Consider the following 16,833-nt stretch of genomic DNA (forward strand, 5'->3'; position numbering starts at 1 on the left):
CGACCGGGAGACCCCGGCCGAGCGCCTCGCCGAGCTACTGGCCTCGTCCTTTCACTGATGACCTGTCGCAGTACCGGAGCAGGTCCGGACCTCTACTGTGCCGTGATCGCGAAGATGTGCAGGGCGTCCTCGTCCGGGAGCGTCACCGCGCGGACTGTCTTGCCTGCGTCGAGCGGTACGGAGTTCCCGAACAGCTTGTAACCGCCCCCGAAGTTGGCGGGTCCCTGCGGTGTGTTGCGGTGATCGGTCGTGACGACCGTCGTGGCGCCGTACTCGGTGCCCGCCGTGCAGCACCAGTTGGGCAGCCCGAGATCGCCGCTGCTGGTGGTGCCGTCGGTGTACGTGACGGTCACCTTGCCCGCTGCGGCACCTGCCTCAGCGCCCAGGAACCACAGCTTCGTCCCGCTGCCTGCCATGTTGATCACCTGACCCGCTGTGGTCACGTTGTCCGGCGCGCCGGGTGCTGTCTTCGGGAACGCCCAGCTGACGCCGTCCTTGGTGACGGTGCTTCCCGGTGTCACACCCGCGGTGGCCAGTGCCTGGGCGGAGTAACTGTCACCACCGCCGTCGAAATTGCCCAGCGTGTAGTTGCCGTCCGCCGGCGGGGCGTCCTCACTGGTGACACCGACATTGTTGAAGGCGTCCGCCAGAGCGGGATAGGGCACGACCGACACGACGGAACCCTGTCCTGTCGTACGGGACTCGCCGGCGGATCCTGCGCGGTACCGGGCGGTTGCGCTCAGCGTGACAGTCGTCGTTCCCGGCTTCGCCTCCGGGCCCTTCACGGTGAACTTCGCTCCGGCCGAGCCACCGGGGGCGATGCGGCCGAGCCGTGCCTTCGACGGGCTGACCGACCACCCCTGCGGCACGTCGACTTCGAGCGCTGCCGCGGACAGCCCGCCGGGGCCGTGGTCGGCCAGACTGACCTGCCAGGTCGAGGACGTCCCCTCACCCCCCGTCCGCTTCCAGGTGATCGCGCTGGCCGGCGGCACCTTGTGTGCCTGCCCGGCGTGTATCCGGTACAGGACGGTGCCATGAGCGGGGACATTCGCCGCGATGGTGCCCGTGGACTGTGTGGTCCGCTTCGACCAGAGGTCCTTCAGCAGATAGGAGGAGCCCTTCGGGAGCCCGGCCTTGGCCGCCGTGGTCGTGATGGTCTGTGCCTGGTCCGAGGAGTTGAAGAGTGCCACGGCCCTGTCCCCGCCGCGGAGCTTCTTCGACAGCACGTCATAGCCGTCGCCCTGCTGGACGATGCGGCCCTGCAACCCCGTCGGATCCTGGTCGACCGCGATGACGTCACGGTTACCGAGAACGGACAGGGCGTCAGGGGAGGCCTTGGCCAGGTCGGTACTGGAGATCAGCGGCGCGGCCATCACCGACCACAGTGACATCTGGCTCCGGATCTCGTCGCCGGTCAGCCGGGACTGGCCGGCGAGCAGGAAGTCAGGGTCGTTCCAGCGGCCGGGGCTCTGCAGATCGGCGAGCGGCACGTTGTAGCCGTAGTTGTACTTGATCGAAGACCACTTGGAACTCGCCGATGCCGATTCCACCGCGACGTCGGCGCCCTCCCGCCACAGATTGCCCACCTGGGCCGACCAGCCGATGACGTCGTGCCAGTCCTTCTCGCCCTCGAAGTACGCGGGGGCGGAGACGGAGAAGGTGATGGGCCTGCCGGTCCGCAGGAGAGCATTGCTCATATCACTGTAGAGCGAGTGGTAGACCTCGTCGGGCGTCCGGGTGTCACTCTCGGGCACGTTGCAGCCGTCGAGCTTCAGATAGTCGACGCGCCACTTGGCGAAGAGGTCGGCGTCCTGCTGGATGTGGCCGTACGAGCCGGGATATCCACCGCAGGTGGAGGTGCCTGCGTCCTCGTAGATGCCGAACTTCAGCCCCATCGCGTGCAGTTGCTGACCGATGTAGGCCATTCCGTGCGGGAAGCGGTCGGGGTCGGGGACCAGGTCGCCGTCGGCATTTCTGCTGTGCGACATCCAGCAGTCGTCGGTGGTGACCGTGTTGTAGCCCTTCGCGGCGAGACCGGAGGAGACCAGGGCCCGGGCGTTGGACAGGACCGTGGCCTCGTCGATGTCACAGCCGTAGTAGGACCAGTTGTTCCAGCCCATGGGCGGGGTGGGGGCAAGATTCGGGTACGAGCTCCCCGAAGCACTGGCGCTTCCCGCGCCCTGCGCGGGAAGCGGGGTGCCCGTCGCCGCGGCGGACGGGCCGGCGAGCCCGCCGAGGGCGAGTGCGGTGGCCGCCGCCAGGGCGTACAGGCTCCGTCGCAGGGAAGCGGGGATCGGGGTCGTTCTCGCGGACAAGGCGTCTCCCGTCATCGAGCGCGCCTCAGTGACGGCGCGATGGCCAACACCGTGCCTCCGTAAGTTCATTTGTGCAAGATGTGATCGAGTTTCTTGCACAAACAGTCATGCGTCGCAGGAAGCCTACGACCATGCTGATCGGCCTCCTGCTGACTCCACGGATCGCGACAAGTAGCGCTGCGATATCGCCGGGCACCGCTCAGGTCCATCAGCACCTGAGCGTCGGTCTGCAAGAGTCCGGTCCGACGCCTACAGCCAGTCCCGCTTCTTGAAGATGAAGTACAGGCTCACGCACACCACCGCCATCAGGCCGATCGCGAAGGGATAGCCGAACGACCAGTGCAGCTCCGGCATGTTGTCGAAGTTCATCCCGTAGATCGTCCCCACCAGGGTGGGCGCGAAGAGAATGGCCGCCCACGACGAGATCTTCTTGATCTCCTCGTTCTGCTCGAAACCCGCTTCCGCGAGTGCGCGCATCTCCGCGTTCTGCTGCTGGGTCACCAGCGTGGCATTCACGGTGAGGATCTCGGTCAGCGCCTGGCGGAATCCGTCCACCCGCTCGCTCGTATGCGTCACATGGTCGGCCACGTCACGCAGGTAGCGCTGCAGTTCCTCATGCGTCCCGTACTTGGCGAATCCCGCCATGAGGCCGTTCAGCATTCCCACCAGGGGCCGGGTGGCGCGCTGGAACTCGACCATTTCGCGGGAGAGTTCGTAGATACGGCGGGACACCGCCGGGTCGCCGCTGAAGACCTCGGTCTCGATCTCGTCGATGTCGATCTGCACGCCGGTCACGACCGGGGCGTAGCCGTCGACGACCGCGTCCAGGATCGCGTACAGCGCGGCCTCGGGGCCCAGCGCCAGCAGATCCGGGGTCTCCTCCATACGGGTGCGTACGGCGGACAGGTCGGGCGCCGCGCCGTGCCTGACCGTGATCAGGAAGTCCCTGCCGATGAAGACATGCAGCTCACCGAAGTCGACCTCCTCGGGGGCGTCGAGATAGCGCGCCGCACGCAGGACGACGAAGAGCGTGTCGCCGTACCGCTCCAGCTTCGGCCGCTGATGGGCCTCCAGTGCGTCCTCCACCGCGAGCGGATGCAGGTCGAACTCCGCTGCCAGCGAGAGGATTTCCTCCTCCGTCGGGCGGTGCAGACCGATCCAGGCCATACCGTCCGGGTACTCGCGCAGCTGCCGGAAGGTCTCCGCGAGCGAGGCGGGGGTGGAGACGCGGCGGCCGTCGCGGTACAGCGCCGCCTGCACCACGCTGGTGTTGTCCAGCTGTACGGGCTCGGGCGCGGCCGAGGCGGGCGGGGCACTGTCGGGCGGCTGCTCCGTACGGTCGGGCGGGGAGGGCCTGCGCCAGAAGTGCTTACGGGCGTTCCGGTTCCTCGGGGACAGCGGCATATGGGCTCTCACCTCCCGTTCCGGCTGGGCCGGGCCCGGCTCCGACCGGCGTGGCCCGGCTTCGGTGCAGGATATACGGGCCGCATGACGCAGGCATGACGGAGCGGCCACCCGACCACGGACAGGAGATGTCGGCAAGCCGCGCTCGTGAGCGGTACGCGTAAGCCGCGCCGGTGAGCGGTGCCCGCCGGCCGGGTCCGAGGCGGTGCCCCCGCAAGCCCATGACAGCCGGGAGGGACCGCACGCCCCGGTAGCGTGCCCCGCATGGCCCCGATCAGCACCCGCGCACTCAACCGCGCCACCCTGGAACGCCAGCTTCTGCTGCGCCGCGCCGAACTGCCCGCCGGGGAGGCCGTCGCGCGGCTGCTGGGGCTCCAGGCGCAGAACACCAGGCCGCCGTACTTCCAGCTCTGGTCCCGGCTCGCGGATTTCGACCCGTACGAGCTGTCGGAGCTGCTGGAGAGCCGTGCGGCCGTACGGATGGTGACCATGCGCTCCACCATCCATCTGCACACCGCCGACGACGCCCTCACCCTGCGGCCGCTCGTCCAGGCCGCACGGGAACGAGAGCTGAAGGCCTTCCGTGCCGGGCTGACCGGGGTCGACCTCGACCGGCTGGCGGAGCTGGCCCGCGACCTGGTGGAGGAACGTCCCCGCACGATGAAGGAGCTCAGGGAGCACCTGCTCACGGAGTGGCCGGACGCCGACCCGCTCGCTCTCTCCGTCGCCGCCCGCTGCCGCCTCCCGCTCGTGCAGGTCACCCCGCGCGGCCTGTGGGGCCGCAGTGGGCAGGTCGCGCTCACCACCGTCGGACAGTGGCTCGGCCGTGCGTCGGCGCCCGCCCCGGCACCCGACGAGACGGTGCTGCGCTATCTGCGGTCCTTCGGGCCCGCCTCGGTCAAGGACATGCAGATGTGGGCGGGACTGACCCGGCTGGCCGGGGTGTTCGAGCGGCTGCGGCCGCAGCTGATCACCTTCCGGGGCCCCGGTGGCGCCGAACTCTTCGACCTGCCCGACGCGCCCCGGCCGGACGAGGACACTCCCGCACCACCGCGCTTCCTGCCGGAGTTCGACAATCTGCTGCTCGCCCACGCGGACCGTACGCGCGTCATCCCCGCCGAGTACCGGGGCCGCAACGGCATGGGCAACCAGGCCTTCGGCAGCTTCCTGCTCGACGGGTTCCTCGCCGGCATCTGGCGGCTGAAGGAGCACCGGACCACGGCCACGCTCCGTATCGAACCGTTCGCCCGGCTCACCCGCGCCGACCGGGTGGCCCTGGCGGACGAGGGCGAGCGGATGCTCACCGGCATGACGGAGGCCGAGGTCCACGACATCGGGTTCGGCACTCTCGGCACTCTCGACGCATGAGCCGGGCGAGCCTCCTGCCCCGGATGCCCCCGTGAGCTGCGTGAACCGCATGTGCTGGCTCCGCAGCGGCCGGTTACTGTCCTGGGCATGGAGTTGCGCCAGCTCAGCTACTTTGTGACCGTCGCCGAGGAACTGCACTTCGGCCGTGCCGCGGACCGCCTGCACATCGTCCAGTCGGCCGTGAGCCAGCAAGTGCAGCGCCTGGAGCGGGAGTTGGGGCAGGAGCTGTTCGACCGTTCACCCCGGCACGTACGGCTCACCGAAGCGGGGGAGCGGCTGCTGCCCGAAGCGCGGGCCGTGCTGGCGGCGGTGGACCGGGCCAGGGCGGCAGTCGCACCGCGTACCACCCTGCGGCTGGGGACCAGCACCGGACTCGGCGAACATCTGGACCGGGTCCTGACCGCTTTGGCCGGGATCGCGCCGGACCTGGCGGTCGAGCTGGTCTCCGCGCCGACCCGGACCCGGCTGGAACAGGTCGCGGACGGGCGGCTGGACGCGGCGTTCGTACGGGCCGCGGAGCCGGTGCGCGGGGTGCGGCTCATCCCGCTCTGGGAGGACCCGCTGGTCGCGGCCGTTCCAGCCGGGCACCCGCTCGCGGACCGGCCCGACGTCGCCCTGGAGGACCTGGCCGGACTCCGGCTCAGGATCGTGGCCCGGCGCAGCAATCCGCCCCTCGTCGACCTCGTGATGTCCGCCTGCGACGCCGCAGGGTTCGAGCCGCTGTCCGGACCGGTCGGCGGCTCGCTCCAGGACATCCTCGCCACCATCGGTGCCTCCCCGGCACCGCAGTGGACCGTCGTGTACGCCGCACACGCCCGCCAACTGCACAGTCCGCGCGTGACGTTCCTCCCGTTCCGGCCCGCACCGCTCGCGCTGCCCACGGCGCTCGCCGTGCGGCGGTCGGCCCCGCCTGCCGGTATCGATCTGCTCCTCGAAGCCTGCGCCGCGCCGCCGGACTGCAGCGATCACGGATCCTGATCGCTGTGGTCGCGATCTGGCTCTTGGCCGCCCGTCGCGGTTCGGATGGACTGGGGTCATGCCGGTGAGCGGCCCGGAACAGCCGGGAAGCCGCCGTGGGACAGGGAGTTCAGCCATGCCGATCGTCACTATCCAGCAGGGCCCGCGCGACATCGAGCTCAAGCGCGAGCTGGTCAAGCGCGTCACGGACGCCTTCGTCGACTCGCTCCGTATCCCCGCCGAGGCCGTACAGGTCTGGATCCAGGAGGTCCCCACCGACAGCTGGGCCATCGGCGGCAAGCTCACTGCCGACAAGTAGCCCGGCTGATCCGAACGAAAGGCCCTACCCCAGTTCGAGCGTGGTGACGCCGTAGACGCACTGGTCGGCGACCGGACGGATCGGACCCGTGTACATGCGGGCCGTCTCGAAGGAGGGCGTGAGGCCCAGCGACCTGACCAGTGCGACGGCGGACGCATTGGACTCGGGGACGTCCACGGCGACCTGCGCCGTACCGGCCTCGTCCGCCAGCGCCCCGAACAGTGCCTCGGCGTCCGCGGGCGAATCGGCGAACAGCGGTCCGATACGGAGGACTTCGCCGACCGTCGGGCGGATCACCGCGTACCCGGTCAGATGCCCGTCGTCGACGCGTACGAACGCACGGTGCCCGTCCGTGGTCAGCCAGTGCTTCAGGAAGCGCGGGCGATCGGCCGGGTAGCAGGCGCTGTCGTACGCCGCGACGGCCTCGTGGTCCTGGGCCCGGACCGGCCGTACGCCCGTCGATCCGCGGGGCGGCAGGACGCCGGTGTGGCGGAAGGTGCTGTGAGCGGGTGAGAACCCCGACTTGCGGTAGTTGTGCTGCTGGGCCACGACCCCGTCCAGGCCGATGGTCCGGCTTCCCGCGTGGCCCTGCGCGGCCTGCCAGGTGGCCAGGCCGTGGCCGCGGCCCCGCAGGTCCGGGCGGACCAGATAGCAGCCGAGAAACGCGTAGTGCGCACCGTAGTTGACGACCGAGACCGCGGAGACGGGCTCCCCGTCGAGGCGTCCGAGGAAGAACCCGTCGGGGTCCTGGGCGAAGAAGCTCCGCGCGTCGCTGGTCCCCGGGTTCCAGCCCTCGTCGTGCGCCCACCCGCTGATGACGGGCCAGTCCTCCTCGGCCGCCGGCCCGACGACGAGCTGCCCGGCGGATGAGTACGTCATGCCTGCTCCGTAAGTCGTGAGTTCTGGGTTGAATGGCTGGGTTGCATGGCTGAGTTGCACGGCTGACTTGCATGTCTGAGCTGCCTGAACTCGCATGGGGCTTTTCTCATGGCTTCGGCCGGGATGTTACGGCAGCAGACCCGCCCGCCGGGCCGCCACGACCGCTTCGAGCCGGGTGTGCGCCCCCAGCTTGCGCATCGCGGACCGCAGATAGCCCTTCACGGTCTCCGGCTTCAGCCCCAGCCGCGCACCGGCCGCCGCGTTCGTCGCGCCGGTCGCCACCCAGGCCAGCACGTCCACCTCACGTGGCGCCAGCGCGACCGGGCGTTCAAGCCCGGCTCCGCCGCCGCCACCGGCCAGCCGGGCGCAGACGGCGAGAAGTTCATCGCGCAGCTCCCGGTCCGCGATGCGTGTCGCCAGCGCGCGCAGTTCACTGTGCGCCTCGCGCACCTGCTCCCACGCGCCGGGCTCGGCCACCGGCTCGCGCGCCGCCGCCAGCCGTTGCTGCACTTCGTCCCGCACCGCCAGCGACTGCTCCACGTCGCGGGCCGCCTCGACCGCGGCGTTGTACGTCCGGTCGCCGAACGACAGCCGCTCGCGTACCGCCCCGTACAGCACACCGCGCACCTGCCGCCTCACCACCACCGGCACGGCGAGCACCGCGTGCAGCCCTTCAGCGCCCACCGCCGTGTCGTACTCATGGCTGATGTGGACCGAGGAGCGGTAGTCGGTCACCGCGCACGGCCGCGACAGCGCTATCGACTTGCCGCCGAGACCGTTGCCGGCCGACACCGTGAGGCCGCGCAGCGCCGGTGTCGCCGTACCGCTGAGCTCGGCGATGCGCAGCTGCCCGCTCCCCGTCAGCAGACCCCCGAAAGCGACCGGCAGCCCGGTGGTGCGGCGCATCCGCAGCAGCGCCGCCCGCATGTCCACTGCCTCGACCGGCTCCGGCACGCGGCCGCTCCTCTCCGCCGGGGGGCGGGGCCTCCGGCGCTCCTCGGGCGGACCCACGCTTTGCCCCCGTTCGGGGGTGGTGGGACCCGGACCACTGATTACACGATGCTGGGCAGCAGTCCCGCAATGAGGAGGACACATGGTGTCGAACAACGCGACGGAGGAGTTCCGGGCCGCACGGGACTTCCTGCTCCGTCACCGTACGGAGTACCGCACGGCCTACGAGGGCTTCAGCTGGCCACGCCCCGAGCATTTCAACTGGGCGCTCGACTGGTTCGACACCATCGCCAGGGACAACGCGAGGACCGCGCTGCACATCGTCGAGGAGGACGGCACCGAGACCAAGGTCTCGTTCGCGGAGATGGCCGTGCGGTCCGACCGGGGCGCCAACTGGCTCCGGGCGCAGGGCGTCCGGGCCGGCGACCGCATCCTGGTCGTGCTCGGCAACCAGCAGGAGCTGTGGGAGACGGCGCTCGCCGCGATGAAGCTCCGCGCCGTCGTGATCCCGGCAACTCCGCTGCTCGGAGCGGCAGATCTGCGCGACCGCGTCGACCGCGGCGGCGCCCGCCATGTGCTCGTACGGACCGAGGACACCCCCAAGTTCGCCGAGGTGGCGGGCGATTACACCCGGATCGCGGTCGGCGCGGGCACCCCGGACGGCTGGCTGTCGTACGGGGACGCCGCCGCCGCACCGGCCGGCTTCGAGCCCGACGGAGCCACCGGTGCGGACGATCCGCTGATGCTGTACTTCACCTCGGGCACGACCGCCCGGCCCAAGCTGGTGGAGCACACCCACACCTCGTACCCGGTCGGCCATCTGGCGACGATGTACTGGATCGGTCTGCGCCCCGGCGACATCCACCTCAATATCTCCTCACCCGGATGGGCCAAGCACGCCTGGTCGAATCTGTTCGCGCCCTGGAACGCCGAGGCGACGGTCTTCATCCACAACTACACGCGCTTCGACCCGGCGCGGCTGATGGCCGAGATGGACCGGGTGGGGGTGACGTCCTTCTGTGCGCCGCCGACCGTCTGGCGGATGCTGATCCAGGCCGACCTGACCCGGCTGCGCACACCGCCGCGCGAGGTCGCGGCGGCGGGTGAGCCGCTGAACCCCGAGGTCATCGAGACCGTACGGCGCGCCTGGGGTGCGACGATCCGGGACGGCTTCGGGCAGACGGAGACAGCCGTCCAGGTGGCGAACAGCCCCGGCCAGCTCCTCAAGGCGGGCTCCATGGGCCGCCCGACGCCCGGATTCAAGGTCGAGCTGCTCGACCCGGTCACCGGGGAGCCGGGGGTGAGCGAGGGCGAGATCTGCCTGGACCTCTCCGCCAGGCCCGTCGGTCTGATGACCGGATACCACGGCGATCCGGACCGCACGGCCGAGGCGATGGCCGGTGGCTACTACCGCACCGGCGACATCGGCTCACGGGACGTGGACGGCTACATCACCTACACCGGCCGTTCCGACGACGTCTTCAAGTCGTCCGACTACAAGATCTCGCCGTTCGAGCTGGAGAGCGCGCTCCTGGAGCACGAAGCCGTGGCGGAGGCCGCGGTCGTGCCGGCCCCCGACCCGCTGCGGCTCACCGTCCCGAAGGTGTACGTGGCCCTGGCGGAGGGCTGGGAACCCGGCCCCGACACGGCGAAGGTGCTCTTCGCGCACTCGCGTGCGGTGCTCGCCCCGTACAAGCGGATCCGGCGGATCGAGTTCGCCGAGCTGCCCAAGACGGTCTCCGGGAAGATCCGCAGGATCGAACTGCGCCGGGCGACCGCGGAGGGCTCCACCGCCGAGTACGACGAGGGGGACCTGCGATGACCCTCTCCTACACGCACGGCACCGGTACGACGCCGCTCCTGGGCGACACGATCGGCGCGAATCTGGACCGCGCCGTCGCGGCGTTCCCCGACCGTGAGGCGCTCGTCGATGTGCCGTCCGGGCGCCGGTGGACATACGCCGCGTTCGGCGCCGCGGTGGACGAGCTGGCCCGGGGGTTCACCGGCAGCGGGGTCGGCAAGGGCGACCGGGTGGGGATCTGGGCGGTCAACTGCCCGGAGTGGGTGCTCGTCCAGTACGCCACCGCGCGGATCGGCGCGATCATGGTCAACATCAATCCGGCGTACCGGGCGCACGAGCTGGAGTTCGTACTGCGGCAGGCCGGGGTGTCGGTGCTGATCGCCTCCACCGGGCACAAGGGCAGCGACTACCGGGCCCTGGTCGGCGAGGTGCGCGGCAACTGCCCGGCGCTGCGGTCCATCCACTACATAGGCGACCCGTCCTGGGACGAACTGACCGCCGCCGCCCGGCCGTTCGGGCTCGACGCGGCGCTGTCCTGCGACGACCCGATCAACATCCAGTACACCTCGGGCACCACCGGATTCCCCAAGGGCGCCACCCTCTCCCACCACAACATCCTCAACAACGGCTTCTTCGTCGGGGAACTGGTGGGCTACACGGAGCAGGACCGGATCTGTCTGCCGGTGCCCTTCTACCACTGCTTCGGCATGGTCATGGGCAATCTGGGGGCCACGTCGCACGGCGCGTGCATCGTCATCCCGGCGCCCTCCTTCGACCCCGGGGCGACCCTGCGCGCTGTCGAGCAGGAGCGCTGCACCTCGCTCTACGGGGTGCCCACGATGTTCATCGCGGAGCTGAACCACCCGGACTTCGCGGCGTACGACCTGAGCTCGCTCCGTACCGGGATCATGGCGGGCTCGCCGTGCCCGGCCGAGGTGATGAAGCGGGTCGTGGCCGAGATGCATATGGCCGAGGTGTCGATCTGCTACGGGATGACGGAGACCTCGCCGGTGTCCACCCAGACCCGCCGCGACGACGATCTGGAGCGCCGGACCGGGACGGCCGGACGGGTGCTGCCGCATCTGGAGGTGAAGGTCGTCGACCCGGCGACCGGGGTCACGGTGGAGCGCGGTGAGCCGGGCGAGCTGTGCACCCGCGGCTACAGCGTGATGCTCGGCTACTGGGAGGAGCCGCAGCGGACCACCGAGGTGATCGACGCGGGCCGCTGGATGCACACCGGGGATCTGGCCGTCATCCGCGAGGACGGCTACGTCCAGATCGTCGGCCGGATCAAGGACATGATCATCCGGGGCGGCGAGAACGTCTATCCGCGTGAGATCGAGGAGTTCCTCTACGGCCACCCCAAGATCGCCGACGTCCAGGTGGTCGGTGTACCGGACGAGCGGTACGGCGAAGAGGTGCTGGCCTGCGTCATCCCGCGGGATCCGGCCGACCCGCCGACGCTGGACGGGATCCGGGAGTTCTGCCGCGACCGGCTGGCCCACTACAAGATCCCGCACGGGCTGCGGATCCTGGAGACCTTCCCGATGACGGTCAGCGGCAAGGTCAGGAAGGTGGAGCTGCGCGACCGGTACGGCCCGGGCGCCGCCGGGTAGCAGGCCGGGCCGGCGCCGGGGAGCCGGTCAGGCCGGTGCGGGGTATCCGGTCACGCCGGCGCCGCGCCCGTACTGACCAGTTCGTCGGCCGGCCCGTTGACCGGCTGCGGGGCGCCGGTGAGATCCAGCGCGAAGAGCGGGACGGCCAGTTCGTCGGCCCGGTCGCGCGCGTCCTGGGCGTACCCGGAGAGTGAGAAGAAGACGCACGCCGCCGCGGAACTCATCCCGTGCAGCCACAGGCACTCTATGTCGCGCAGGGCGGCGGGCCGGGTGGTGGCCTCCACCGTGGCGATCAGTCCGGGGCCGTGCAGATCGATCCCGGAGGCGGGCCGCCGCTCCGGCTGCACGATGTCCTGGAAGCCCAGCCACTCCAGATAGCGCGCCGCCGTCGACACCACGTCGCCGGCGGTGCGGATCGCCATGGGCCGGAAGGCGGGCCGGGGCGCGGCGGCTGTGCGCGGCAGCGGGATATGCGCCGGGGGCCGGGCTGGGCCGGCGGCGTCCGGGGCGGTACGGCCGGTCAGGCCCTGAGCGGTCGCATCCGGAGCGTCCGTGCCCGGTACCGCCGTGTCCGAAGCAGCCGTGTCCGGGGGCGCCGTCACCGGGCGCACCGCGAGGCGCAGCACCGTGCCGCAGGAGCAGCCGAGCTCCGGTCGCGGCCACTCGTCCTGCCGGCCGCACGACGTGCAGCGAACCGCGACCCACTCGTCCGACCAGCTGCGGCGGGTGAGCGGCTCCGGCGGGGCGTCCGTCAGCAGCGGCGGAGCGAGCGGAGCGCCGCAGGCGCACGGCAGGACCGTCGCCAGATAGGCGTGTTCCTTGTGGCAGACGGGGCAGCGCACGACAGCGCTCGTCGCCCATCCGTCCGCGCTTCTTCCCGCACCCTTTCCCGCTCCCTCTCCCATGGGCCCATCGTCCATCAAGCGGCGCGGCCCGGGGGCGTACTTCGGACAGGTGACGCACGCCGGCAGCCCCTCCCTTGACGGCAGGCGCAGCCAGCTCTTACATTGCTTCCGTATAGCAGAAATGAACTTCCGTAATACGGAATTGGGCGATCTCAGGTTGGCGCGACAGGAGGCCCACTCCGACTGGCGAGCAGGAGTATTCAATGCCTCGTATGACCGCTGCCCGAGCGGCAGTCGAGATTCTCAAGCGCGAGGGCGTCAGCAACGCGTTCGGCGTGCCGGGCGCGGCGATCAACCCGTTCTACGCGGCTCTCAAGGCCGCCGGCGGCGTGCACCACACGCTCGCCCGCCACGTCGAGGGCGCCTCGCACATGGCCGAGGGCTACACCCGGGCCAACCCCGGCAACATCGGTGTCTGCATCGGTACGTCGGGCCCCGCGGGCACCGACATGATCACCGGTCTCTACTCGGCGATCGCCGACTCGATCCCGATCCTCTGCATCACGGGCCAGGCGCCGGTCGCCTACCTCCACAAGGAGGACTTCCAGGCCGTCGACATCGCCTCGATCGCCAAGCCGGTCACCAAGGCGGCGACCACCGTCCTGGAGGCCGCTCAGGTTCCCGGCGTCTTCCAGCAGGCGTTCCACCTGATGCGCTCCGGCCGTCCCGGACCGGTCCTCATCGACCTGCCGATCGACGTCCAGCAGACCGAGATCGACTTCGACCCGGACACGTACGAGCCGCTGCCGGTCTACAAGCCGGCCGCGACCCGCGCCCAGGCCGAGAAGGCGATCCAGTTCCTGCTGGAGTCCGAGCGCCCCCTGATCATCGCGGGCGGCGGCATCTTCAACGCCGACGCGTCGGACCTGCTGGTCGAGTTCGCCGAGCTGATCAACACCCCTGTCGTCCCCACCCTCATGGGCTGGGGTTCGATCCCGGACGACCACGACCTGAACGCCGGTATGGTCGGTCAGCAGACCGGTACGCGTTACGGCAACGCCACGTTCCTGGAGTCGGACTTCGTCCTCGGCATCGGCAACCGCTGGGCCAACCGTCACACCGGCTACAAGCTGGACGTGTACACCAAGGACCGCAAGTTCGTGCACGTCGACATCGAGCCGACCCAGATCGGCAAGATCTTCGCCCCGGACTACGGCATCGCCTCCGACGCCAGGGCCGCGCTTGAGCTCTTCGTCGAGATCGCCAAGGAGCTCAAGGCCGCGGGCAAGCTGCCCGACCGCTCCGCCTGGGTCGCCTCGCACCTGGAGCGCAAGTCCACGCTGCACCGCCGCACGCACTTCGACAACGTGCCGATGAAGCCGCAGCGGGTCTACGAGGAGATGAACAAGGCCTTCGGCCCGGAGACGCGCTACGTCACCACCATCGGTCTCTCCCAGATCGCGGGCGCGCAGATGCTGCACGTCTACAAGCCGCGCCACTGGATCAACTGCGGCCAGGCGGGCCCGCTGGGCTGGACCATCCCGGCCGCGCTCGGTGTCGCCACCGCCGACCCCGAGACCCCCGTGGTCGCGCTCTCCGGCGACTACGACTTCCAGTTCATGCTGGAGGAGCTGGCGGTCGGCGCGCAGCACAAGATCCCCTACGTCCACGTCCTCGTGAACAACGCCTACCTGGGCCTGATCCGCCAGTCGCAGATCGGCCTGGACATCAACTTCCAGGTCAACCTGGAGTTCGAGAACATCAACGCTCCCGAGCTGGGCGTCTACGGCGTCGACCACGTCAAGGTCGTCGAAGGACTCGGCTGCAAGGCCATCCGCGTCACCGAGCCCGACCAGCTGCTCCCCGCGTTCGAGGAGGCCAAGAAGCTGGCCGCCGAGTACCGCGTCCCGGTCGTCGTCGAGGCGATCCTGGAGCGCATCACCAATATCGCGATGAGCCCGACCGCGGACATCAGCGCGGTCAAGGAGTTCGAGGAGATCGCCACCGAGCCGGGCCACGCCCCGACGGCGATCCGTCCGATGACAGCTTCCTGACCCTTCGCACCCCGAGGGGCGGACCACCGGCAACGGCGGTCCGCCCTTTGCGCGTTCCGGCGCCCCGCCGCACGGGAGTGGCCGGAGGCTACGGGTCACAGCAGCCGCTTGCGGCCCCAGAGGATGACGAAGGCGACGACGGCGGCGCTGAGGGCGAGCATGATGCCGGCTCCGAGCCACTGCATCGTGTGCATCTGGGAGACGGGGAGGTAGTCCAGGGACCAGCCGACGACGTGCTTGGACTCCAGGCAGGCGGTGTGCGCCCGGTCGTTGTCCATCTTGTCGAGACAGGTGGTCCAGTCCAGGCGGCCTCCGGAACCGGTGAGGAAGTAGGTGCCCTGGCCCTGCTGTTCCGCCTGGGCGGGCAGCTCCGGCGGTACCGCGCCGTGTCCGACGCCCTTGTCGGTGCTGATCGACATGGTGTGTCCCAGCTTCCGCCAGACCTCGCTCCAGACGAACCCGATCGCCCCGACGATGCCGAGCGTGACCACCATCGACACCAGCGTGCGGCGCAGGAGCATGCCGACCGCCGCGCCCACGGTGAACGTGAGCAGGGCGTAGGCCACCGGCGTGACCCCCGTGACACTGAAGAAGGCGGTCCAAATGAGGCCGCTGGAAAGTCCCTTGACCGGGTCCCACCACCAGGTGAGGACGGCGGTGAGCACGCCGGTCGACAGGGTGAGCATCGCGGCGGGAAGGGCGAGCTTCGTGATCAGCCACCGCAGTCGGCTGACGGACTGCGAGGTCACCAGCTTGGCGGTGCCGGACTCCAGGTCGCCCGCGATGAGCGGAGCCCCGAGGAGGACACCGGCCAGGACAGGGATGTAGCCGAGGTACCTCCCGATGCTGAACAGAGGGTTGACGTAGGTCTCGAACTCGGGCGGCAGGCCGCCGGACTTCCGTGAGGCCGGGTCCTGGGCGGCCAGGAAGTCCATCATCTGCCCGCGCAGCCAGAGCATGACGAGCGTGCCGATGAGGGTGACGGCGATGAGCGTCCAGAACGCGGCGCGGTGCTGGCGCCAGACGAGCCAGACCGGACCGCCGAGCCGTGGGATCCAGCTGTTGCGTGTGGGTCCGGCGGGCGCCGTACGGGCCGGGTCACGAGTGAGCGTACTCATGCGGTCACAGCCTTCTTCGGGTCGCGGGTGATGATGTCGTGGATGTCGCCGACCCGGGCGCTGGGGGCGATCAGCGGGGGCGCGTCGGGTGAACGCAGATAGGCGAGCAGAAGCTCCTCCAGGGTCGGAGGCTCGGCCTGCCTGCCGTACTCGACCGGTCCGCCGAGCCGCACCAGGACGCCCGGCCGGCCGTCGCCGCTGCGGGACTCGATGACCCGGTGCGGTGCGACCGCGGGGCGCGAGCCGTCCGGCGGGACGGCGAACAGGGCGTGTGCGGCGCGCAGTTCGTCCACTTCGCCCGCGAGACGCAGACCGCCGTTCGCGATGACGAGGAGGTAGTCGCAGATGTACTCCAGCTCGGCGAGCATGTGTGAGGACACCAGTACCGTCGTGCCGTGTCCGGCGGCCTCCGCCGTCAGTGTGGCCATGAGTTCGCGGCGGACCAGCGGGTCCAGATCCGACATCGGCTCGTCGAGGATGAGCAGATCCGGGCGCTTGCCGAAAGCCAGCGCGAAGGCGACGCGGGTGCGCTGGCCGCCGGACAGTGTTCCGATCCTCGCTTCCAGCGGCACCTGGCCCGCGCGGACGATGCCCTCGGCGACCTCCTGGTCCCAGCGGGGGTTCAGTTCGTGGCCGAGGCGCAGGGTCTCGGCCACGGTGAAGCGCTTGAACAGCGGCTTCTCCTGGGTGAGGAACGCGGTCCGCAGGACCGCGTCCGTCGACCCCGGCGCCGCGCCGAACACCCGCAGGCCGCCGGTCGTCGGCCGGATCATGTGGGTGGCCAGGCCCATCAGGGTGCTCTTGCCCGCGCCGTTGGGGCCGACGAGGCCGCATACCCGTCCGGTCGGCAGCCGGAAGGAAACGTCCCGCAGGGCCCAGCCGCGCCGGTACTTCTTGCCGAGCCCCTGAGCCTCGATCGCCGACCCGCCAACAGGGCGATCGAACCCCGTTCCGTCGCCGTGGTGTGTCTCTGCGTGGTCCATGTGTGGCTCCTGTACGTGGGGGAGGGGCGGCCGTGTGCGGGTGGGGGAGGGCCGGCTGTTGTGCGGGCGGGTCGGCCACTGCGGGAAATCGCCTGCGCGGGCGGTCTGCGCGGCTGTCACCGGGGCGGGCGGCGCGACGGATGCGTGCTCCGGGGTCCCCGGGGTTTCCCCACCGGGACGACGTCTGCCGTGGTCATGGCATGCTCCTTGTGCGATGAATGGC

Annotated in this window: 13 protein-coding genes; 6 read left to right on the top strand and 7 right to left on the bottom strand. The window is 70.3% G+C overall.

What is annotated here, in order from left to right:
- Positions 1–92 precede the first annotated feature (92 nt).
- Entirely contained in the window at positions 93–2,315 is a 2,223-nt protein-coding gene (locus OHB13_RS30530; RefSeq protein ID WP_328379213.1) for an NEW3 domain-containing protein, read from the bottom strand.
- A gap of 249 nt (positions 2,316–2,564) precedes the next feature.
- Positions 2,565–3,719 (bottom strand): magnesium and cobalt transport protein CorA, encoded by a 1,155-nt coding sequence (locus OHB13_RS30535; RefSeq protein ID WP_328379214.1) that lies wholly within the window; start codon positions 3,717–3,719, stop codon positions 2,565–2,567.
- Positions 3,720–3,983: 264 nt separating this feature from the next.
- On the opposite strand from OHB13_RS30535, the gene OHB13_RS30540 reads away from it, so the two are divergent.
- From OHB13_RS30540 to dmpI, 3 genes are all read left to right on the top strand, one after another.
- Positions 3,984–5,087: a winged helix DNA-binding domain-containing protein gene (locus OHB13_RS30540; protein WP_328379215.1), complete on the top strand. Its 1,104-nt coding sequence runs from the start codon at positions 3,984–3,986 to the stop codon at positions 5,085–5,087.
- Between the two features lie 87 nt (positions 5,088–5,174).
- Entirely contained in the window at positions 5,175–6,065 is an 891-nt protein-coding gene (locus OHB13_RS30545; protein ID WP_266851624.1) for a LysR family transcriptional regulator, read from the top strand.
- 115 nt (positions 6,066–6,180) lie between these two features.
- On the top strand, positions 6,181–6,363 hold the full coding sequence (gene dmpI / locus OHB13_RS30550) for a 4-oxalocrotonate tautomerase DmpI (RefSeq protein ID WP_266851622.1): 183 nt from the start codon (positions 6,181–6,183) through the stop codon (positions 6,361–6,363).
- A gap of 24 nt (positions 6,364–6,387) precedes the next feature.
- On the opposite strand, the gene OHB13_RS30555 is transcribed toward dmpI, so the two are convergent.
- Positions 6,388–7,242 carry a GNAT family N-acetyltransferase gene (locus OHB13_RS30555; RefSeq protein WP_328379216.1) on the bottom strand — a complete coding sequence of 285 codons (855 nt, stop codon included), beginning with the start codon at positions 7,240–7,242 and terminating at the stop codon, positions 6,388–6,390.
- A 126-nt stretch (positions 7,243–7,368) separates the two neighbouring features.
- A complete protein-coding gene (locus tag OHB13_RS30560; RefSeq protein WP_328379217.1) occupies positions 7,369–8,196 on the bottom strand; it encodes a helix-turn-helix transcriptional regulator in 828 nt (275 codons plus the stop codon).
- 139 nt (positions 8,197–8,335) lie between these two features.
- On the opposite strand from OHB13_RS30560, the gene OHB13_RS30565 reads away from it, so the two are divergent.
- Positions 8,336–10,015 carry an AMP-binding protein gene (locus OHB13_RS30565; protein WP_328379218.1) on the top strand — a complete coding sequence of 560 codons (1,680 nt, stop codon included), beginning with the start codon at positions 8,336–8,338 and terminating at the stop codon, positions 10,013–10,015.
- Positions 10,012–11,610: an AMP-binding protein gene (locus OHB13_RS30570; RefSeq protein ID WP_328379219.1), complete on the top strand. Its 1,599-nt coding sequence runs from the start codon at positions 10,012–10,014 to the stop codon at positions 11,608–11,610. Before OHB13_RS30565 ends, OHB13_RS30570 begins: the two co-directional genes overlap by 4 nt.
- A 50-nt stretch (positions 11,611–11,660) precedes the next feature.
- On the opposite strand, the gene OHB13_RS30575 is transcribed toward OHB13_RS30570, so the two are convergent.
- Positions 11,661–12,515, bottom strand: a complete 855-nt coding sequence (locus tag OHB13_RS30575; protein WP_328379220.1) for a hypothetical protein — start codon at positions 12,513–12,515, stop codon at positions 11,661–11,663.
- A 203-nt stretch (positions 12,516–12,718) separates the two neighbouring features.
- Between OHB13_RS30575 and gcl the strand changes: the two genes are divergently transcribed.
- Complete coding sequence (gene gcl / locus OHB13_RS30580; RefSeq protein WP_328379221.1) at positions 12,719–14,509, top strand: glyoxylate carboligase; 1,791 nt, start codon at positions 12,719–12,721, stop codon at positions 14,507–14,509.
- Positions 14,510–14,604: 95 nt separating this feature from the next.
- On the opposite strand, the gene OHB13_RS30585 is transcribed toward gcl, so the two are convergent.
- Both OHB13_RS30585 and OHB13_RS30590 read right to left on the bottom strand, forming a co-directional pair.
- Positions 14,605–15,627 (bottom strand): ABC transporter permease, encoded by a 1,023-nt coding sequence (locus tag OHB13_RS30585; RefSeq protein ID WP_328379222.1) that lies wholly within the window; start codon positions 15,625–15,627, stop codon positions 14,605–14,607.
- Positions 15,624–16,610, bottom strand: a complete 987-nt coding sequence (locus OHB13_RS30590; protein WP_328379223.1) for an ABC transporter ATP-binding protein — start codon at positions 16,608–16,610, stop codon at positions 15,624–15,626. The genes OHB13_RS30585 and OHB13_RS30590 overlap by 4 nt, the downstream gene beginning before the upstream one ends.
- Positions 16,611–16,833 lie beyond the last annotated feature (223 nt).

The sequence above is a fragment of the Streptomyces sp. NBC_00440 genome, assembly GCF_036014215.1.
Lineage (GTDB): Bacteria > Actinomycetota > Actinomycetes > Streptomycetales > Streptomycetaceae > Streptomyces.

Bases quoted from the DNA above. Each gene is read 5' to 3' on its own strand.
- OHB13_RS30535 (WP_328379214.1), bottom strand. From the start codon at position 3,719: ATGCCGCTGTCCCCGAGGAACCGGAACGCCCGTAAGCACTTCTGGCGC.
- OHB13_RS30540 (WP_328379215.1), top strand. From the start codon at position 3,984: ATGGCCCCGATCAGCACCCGCGCACTCAACCGCGCCACCCTGGAACGC.
- OHB13_RS30545 (WP_266851624.1), top strand. From the start codon at position 5,175: ATGGAGTTGCGCCAGCTCAGCTACTTTGTGACCGTCGCCGAGGAACTG.
- dmpI (WP_266851622.1), top strand. From the start codon at position 6,181: ATGCCGATCGTCACTATCCAGCAGGGCCCGCGCGACATCGAGCTCAAG.
- OHB13_RS30555 (WP_328379216.1), bottom strand. From the start codon at position 7,242: ATGACGTACTCATCCGCCGGGCAGCTCGTCGTCGGGCCGGCGGCCGAG.
- OHB13_RS30565 (WP_328379218.1), top strand. From the start codon at position 8,336: ATGGTGTCGAACAACGCGACGGAGGAGTTCCGGGCCGCACGGGACTTC.
- OHB13_RS30570 (WP_328379219.1), top strand. From the start codon at position 10,012: ATGACCCTCTCCTACACGCACGGCACCGGTACGACGCCGCTCCTGGGC.
- OHB13_RS30575 (WP_328379220.1), bottom strand. From the start codon at position 12,515: ATGGGAGAGGGAGCGGGAAAGGGTGCGGGAAGAAGCGCGGACGGATGG.
- gcl (WP_328379221.1), top strand. From the start codon at position 12,719: ATGCCTCGTATGACCGCTGCCCGAGCGGCAGTCGAGATTCTCAAGCGC.
- OHB13_RS30585 (WP_328379222.1), bottom strand. From the start codon at position 15,627: ATGAGTACGCTCACTCGTGACCCGGCCCGTACGGCGCCCGCCGGACCC.
- OHB13_RS30590 (WP_328379223.1), bottom strand. From the start codon at position 16,610: ATGGACCACGCAGAGACACACCACGGCGACGGAACGGGGTTCGATCGC.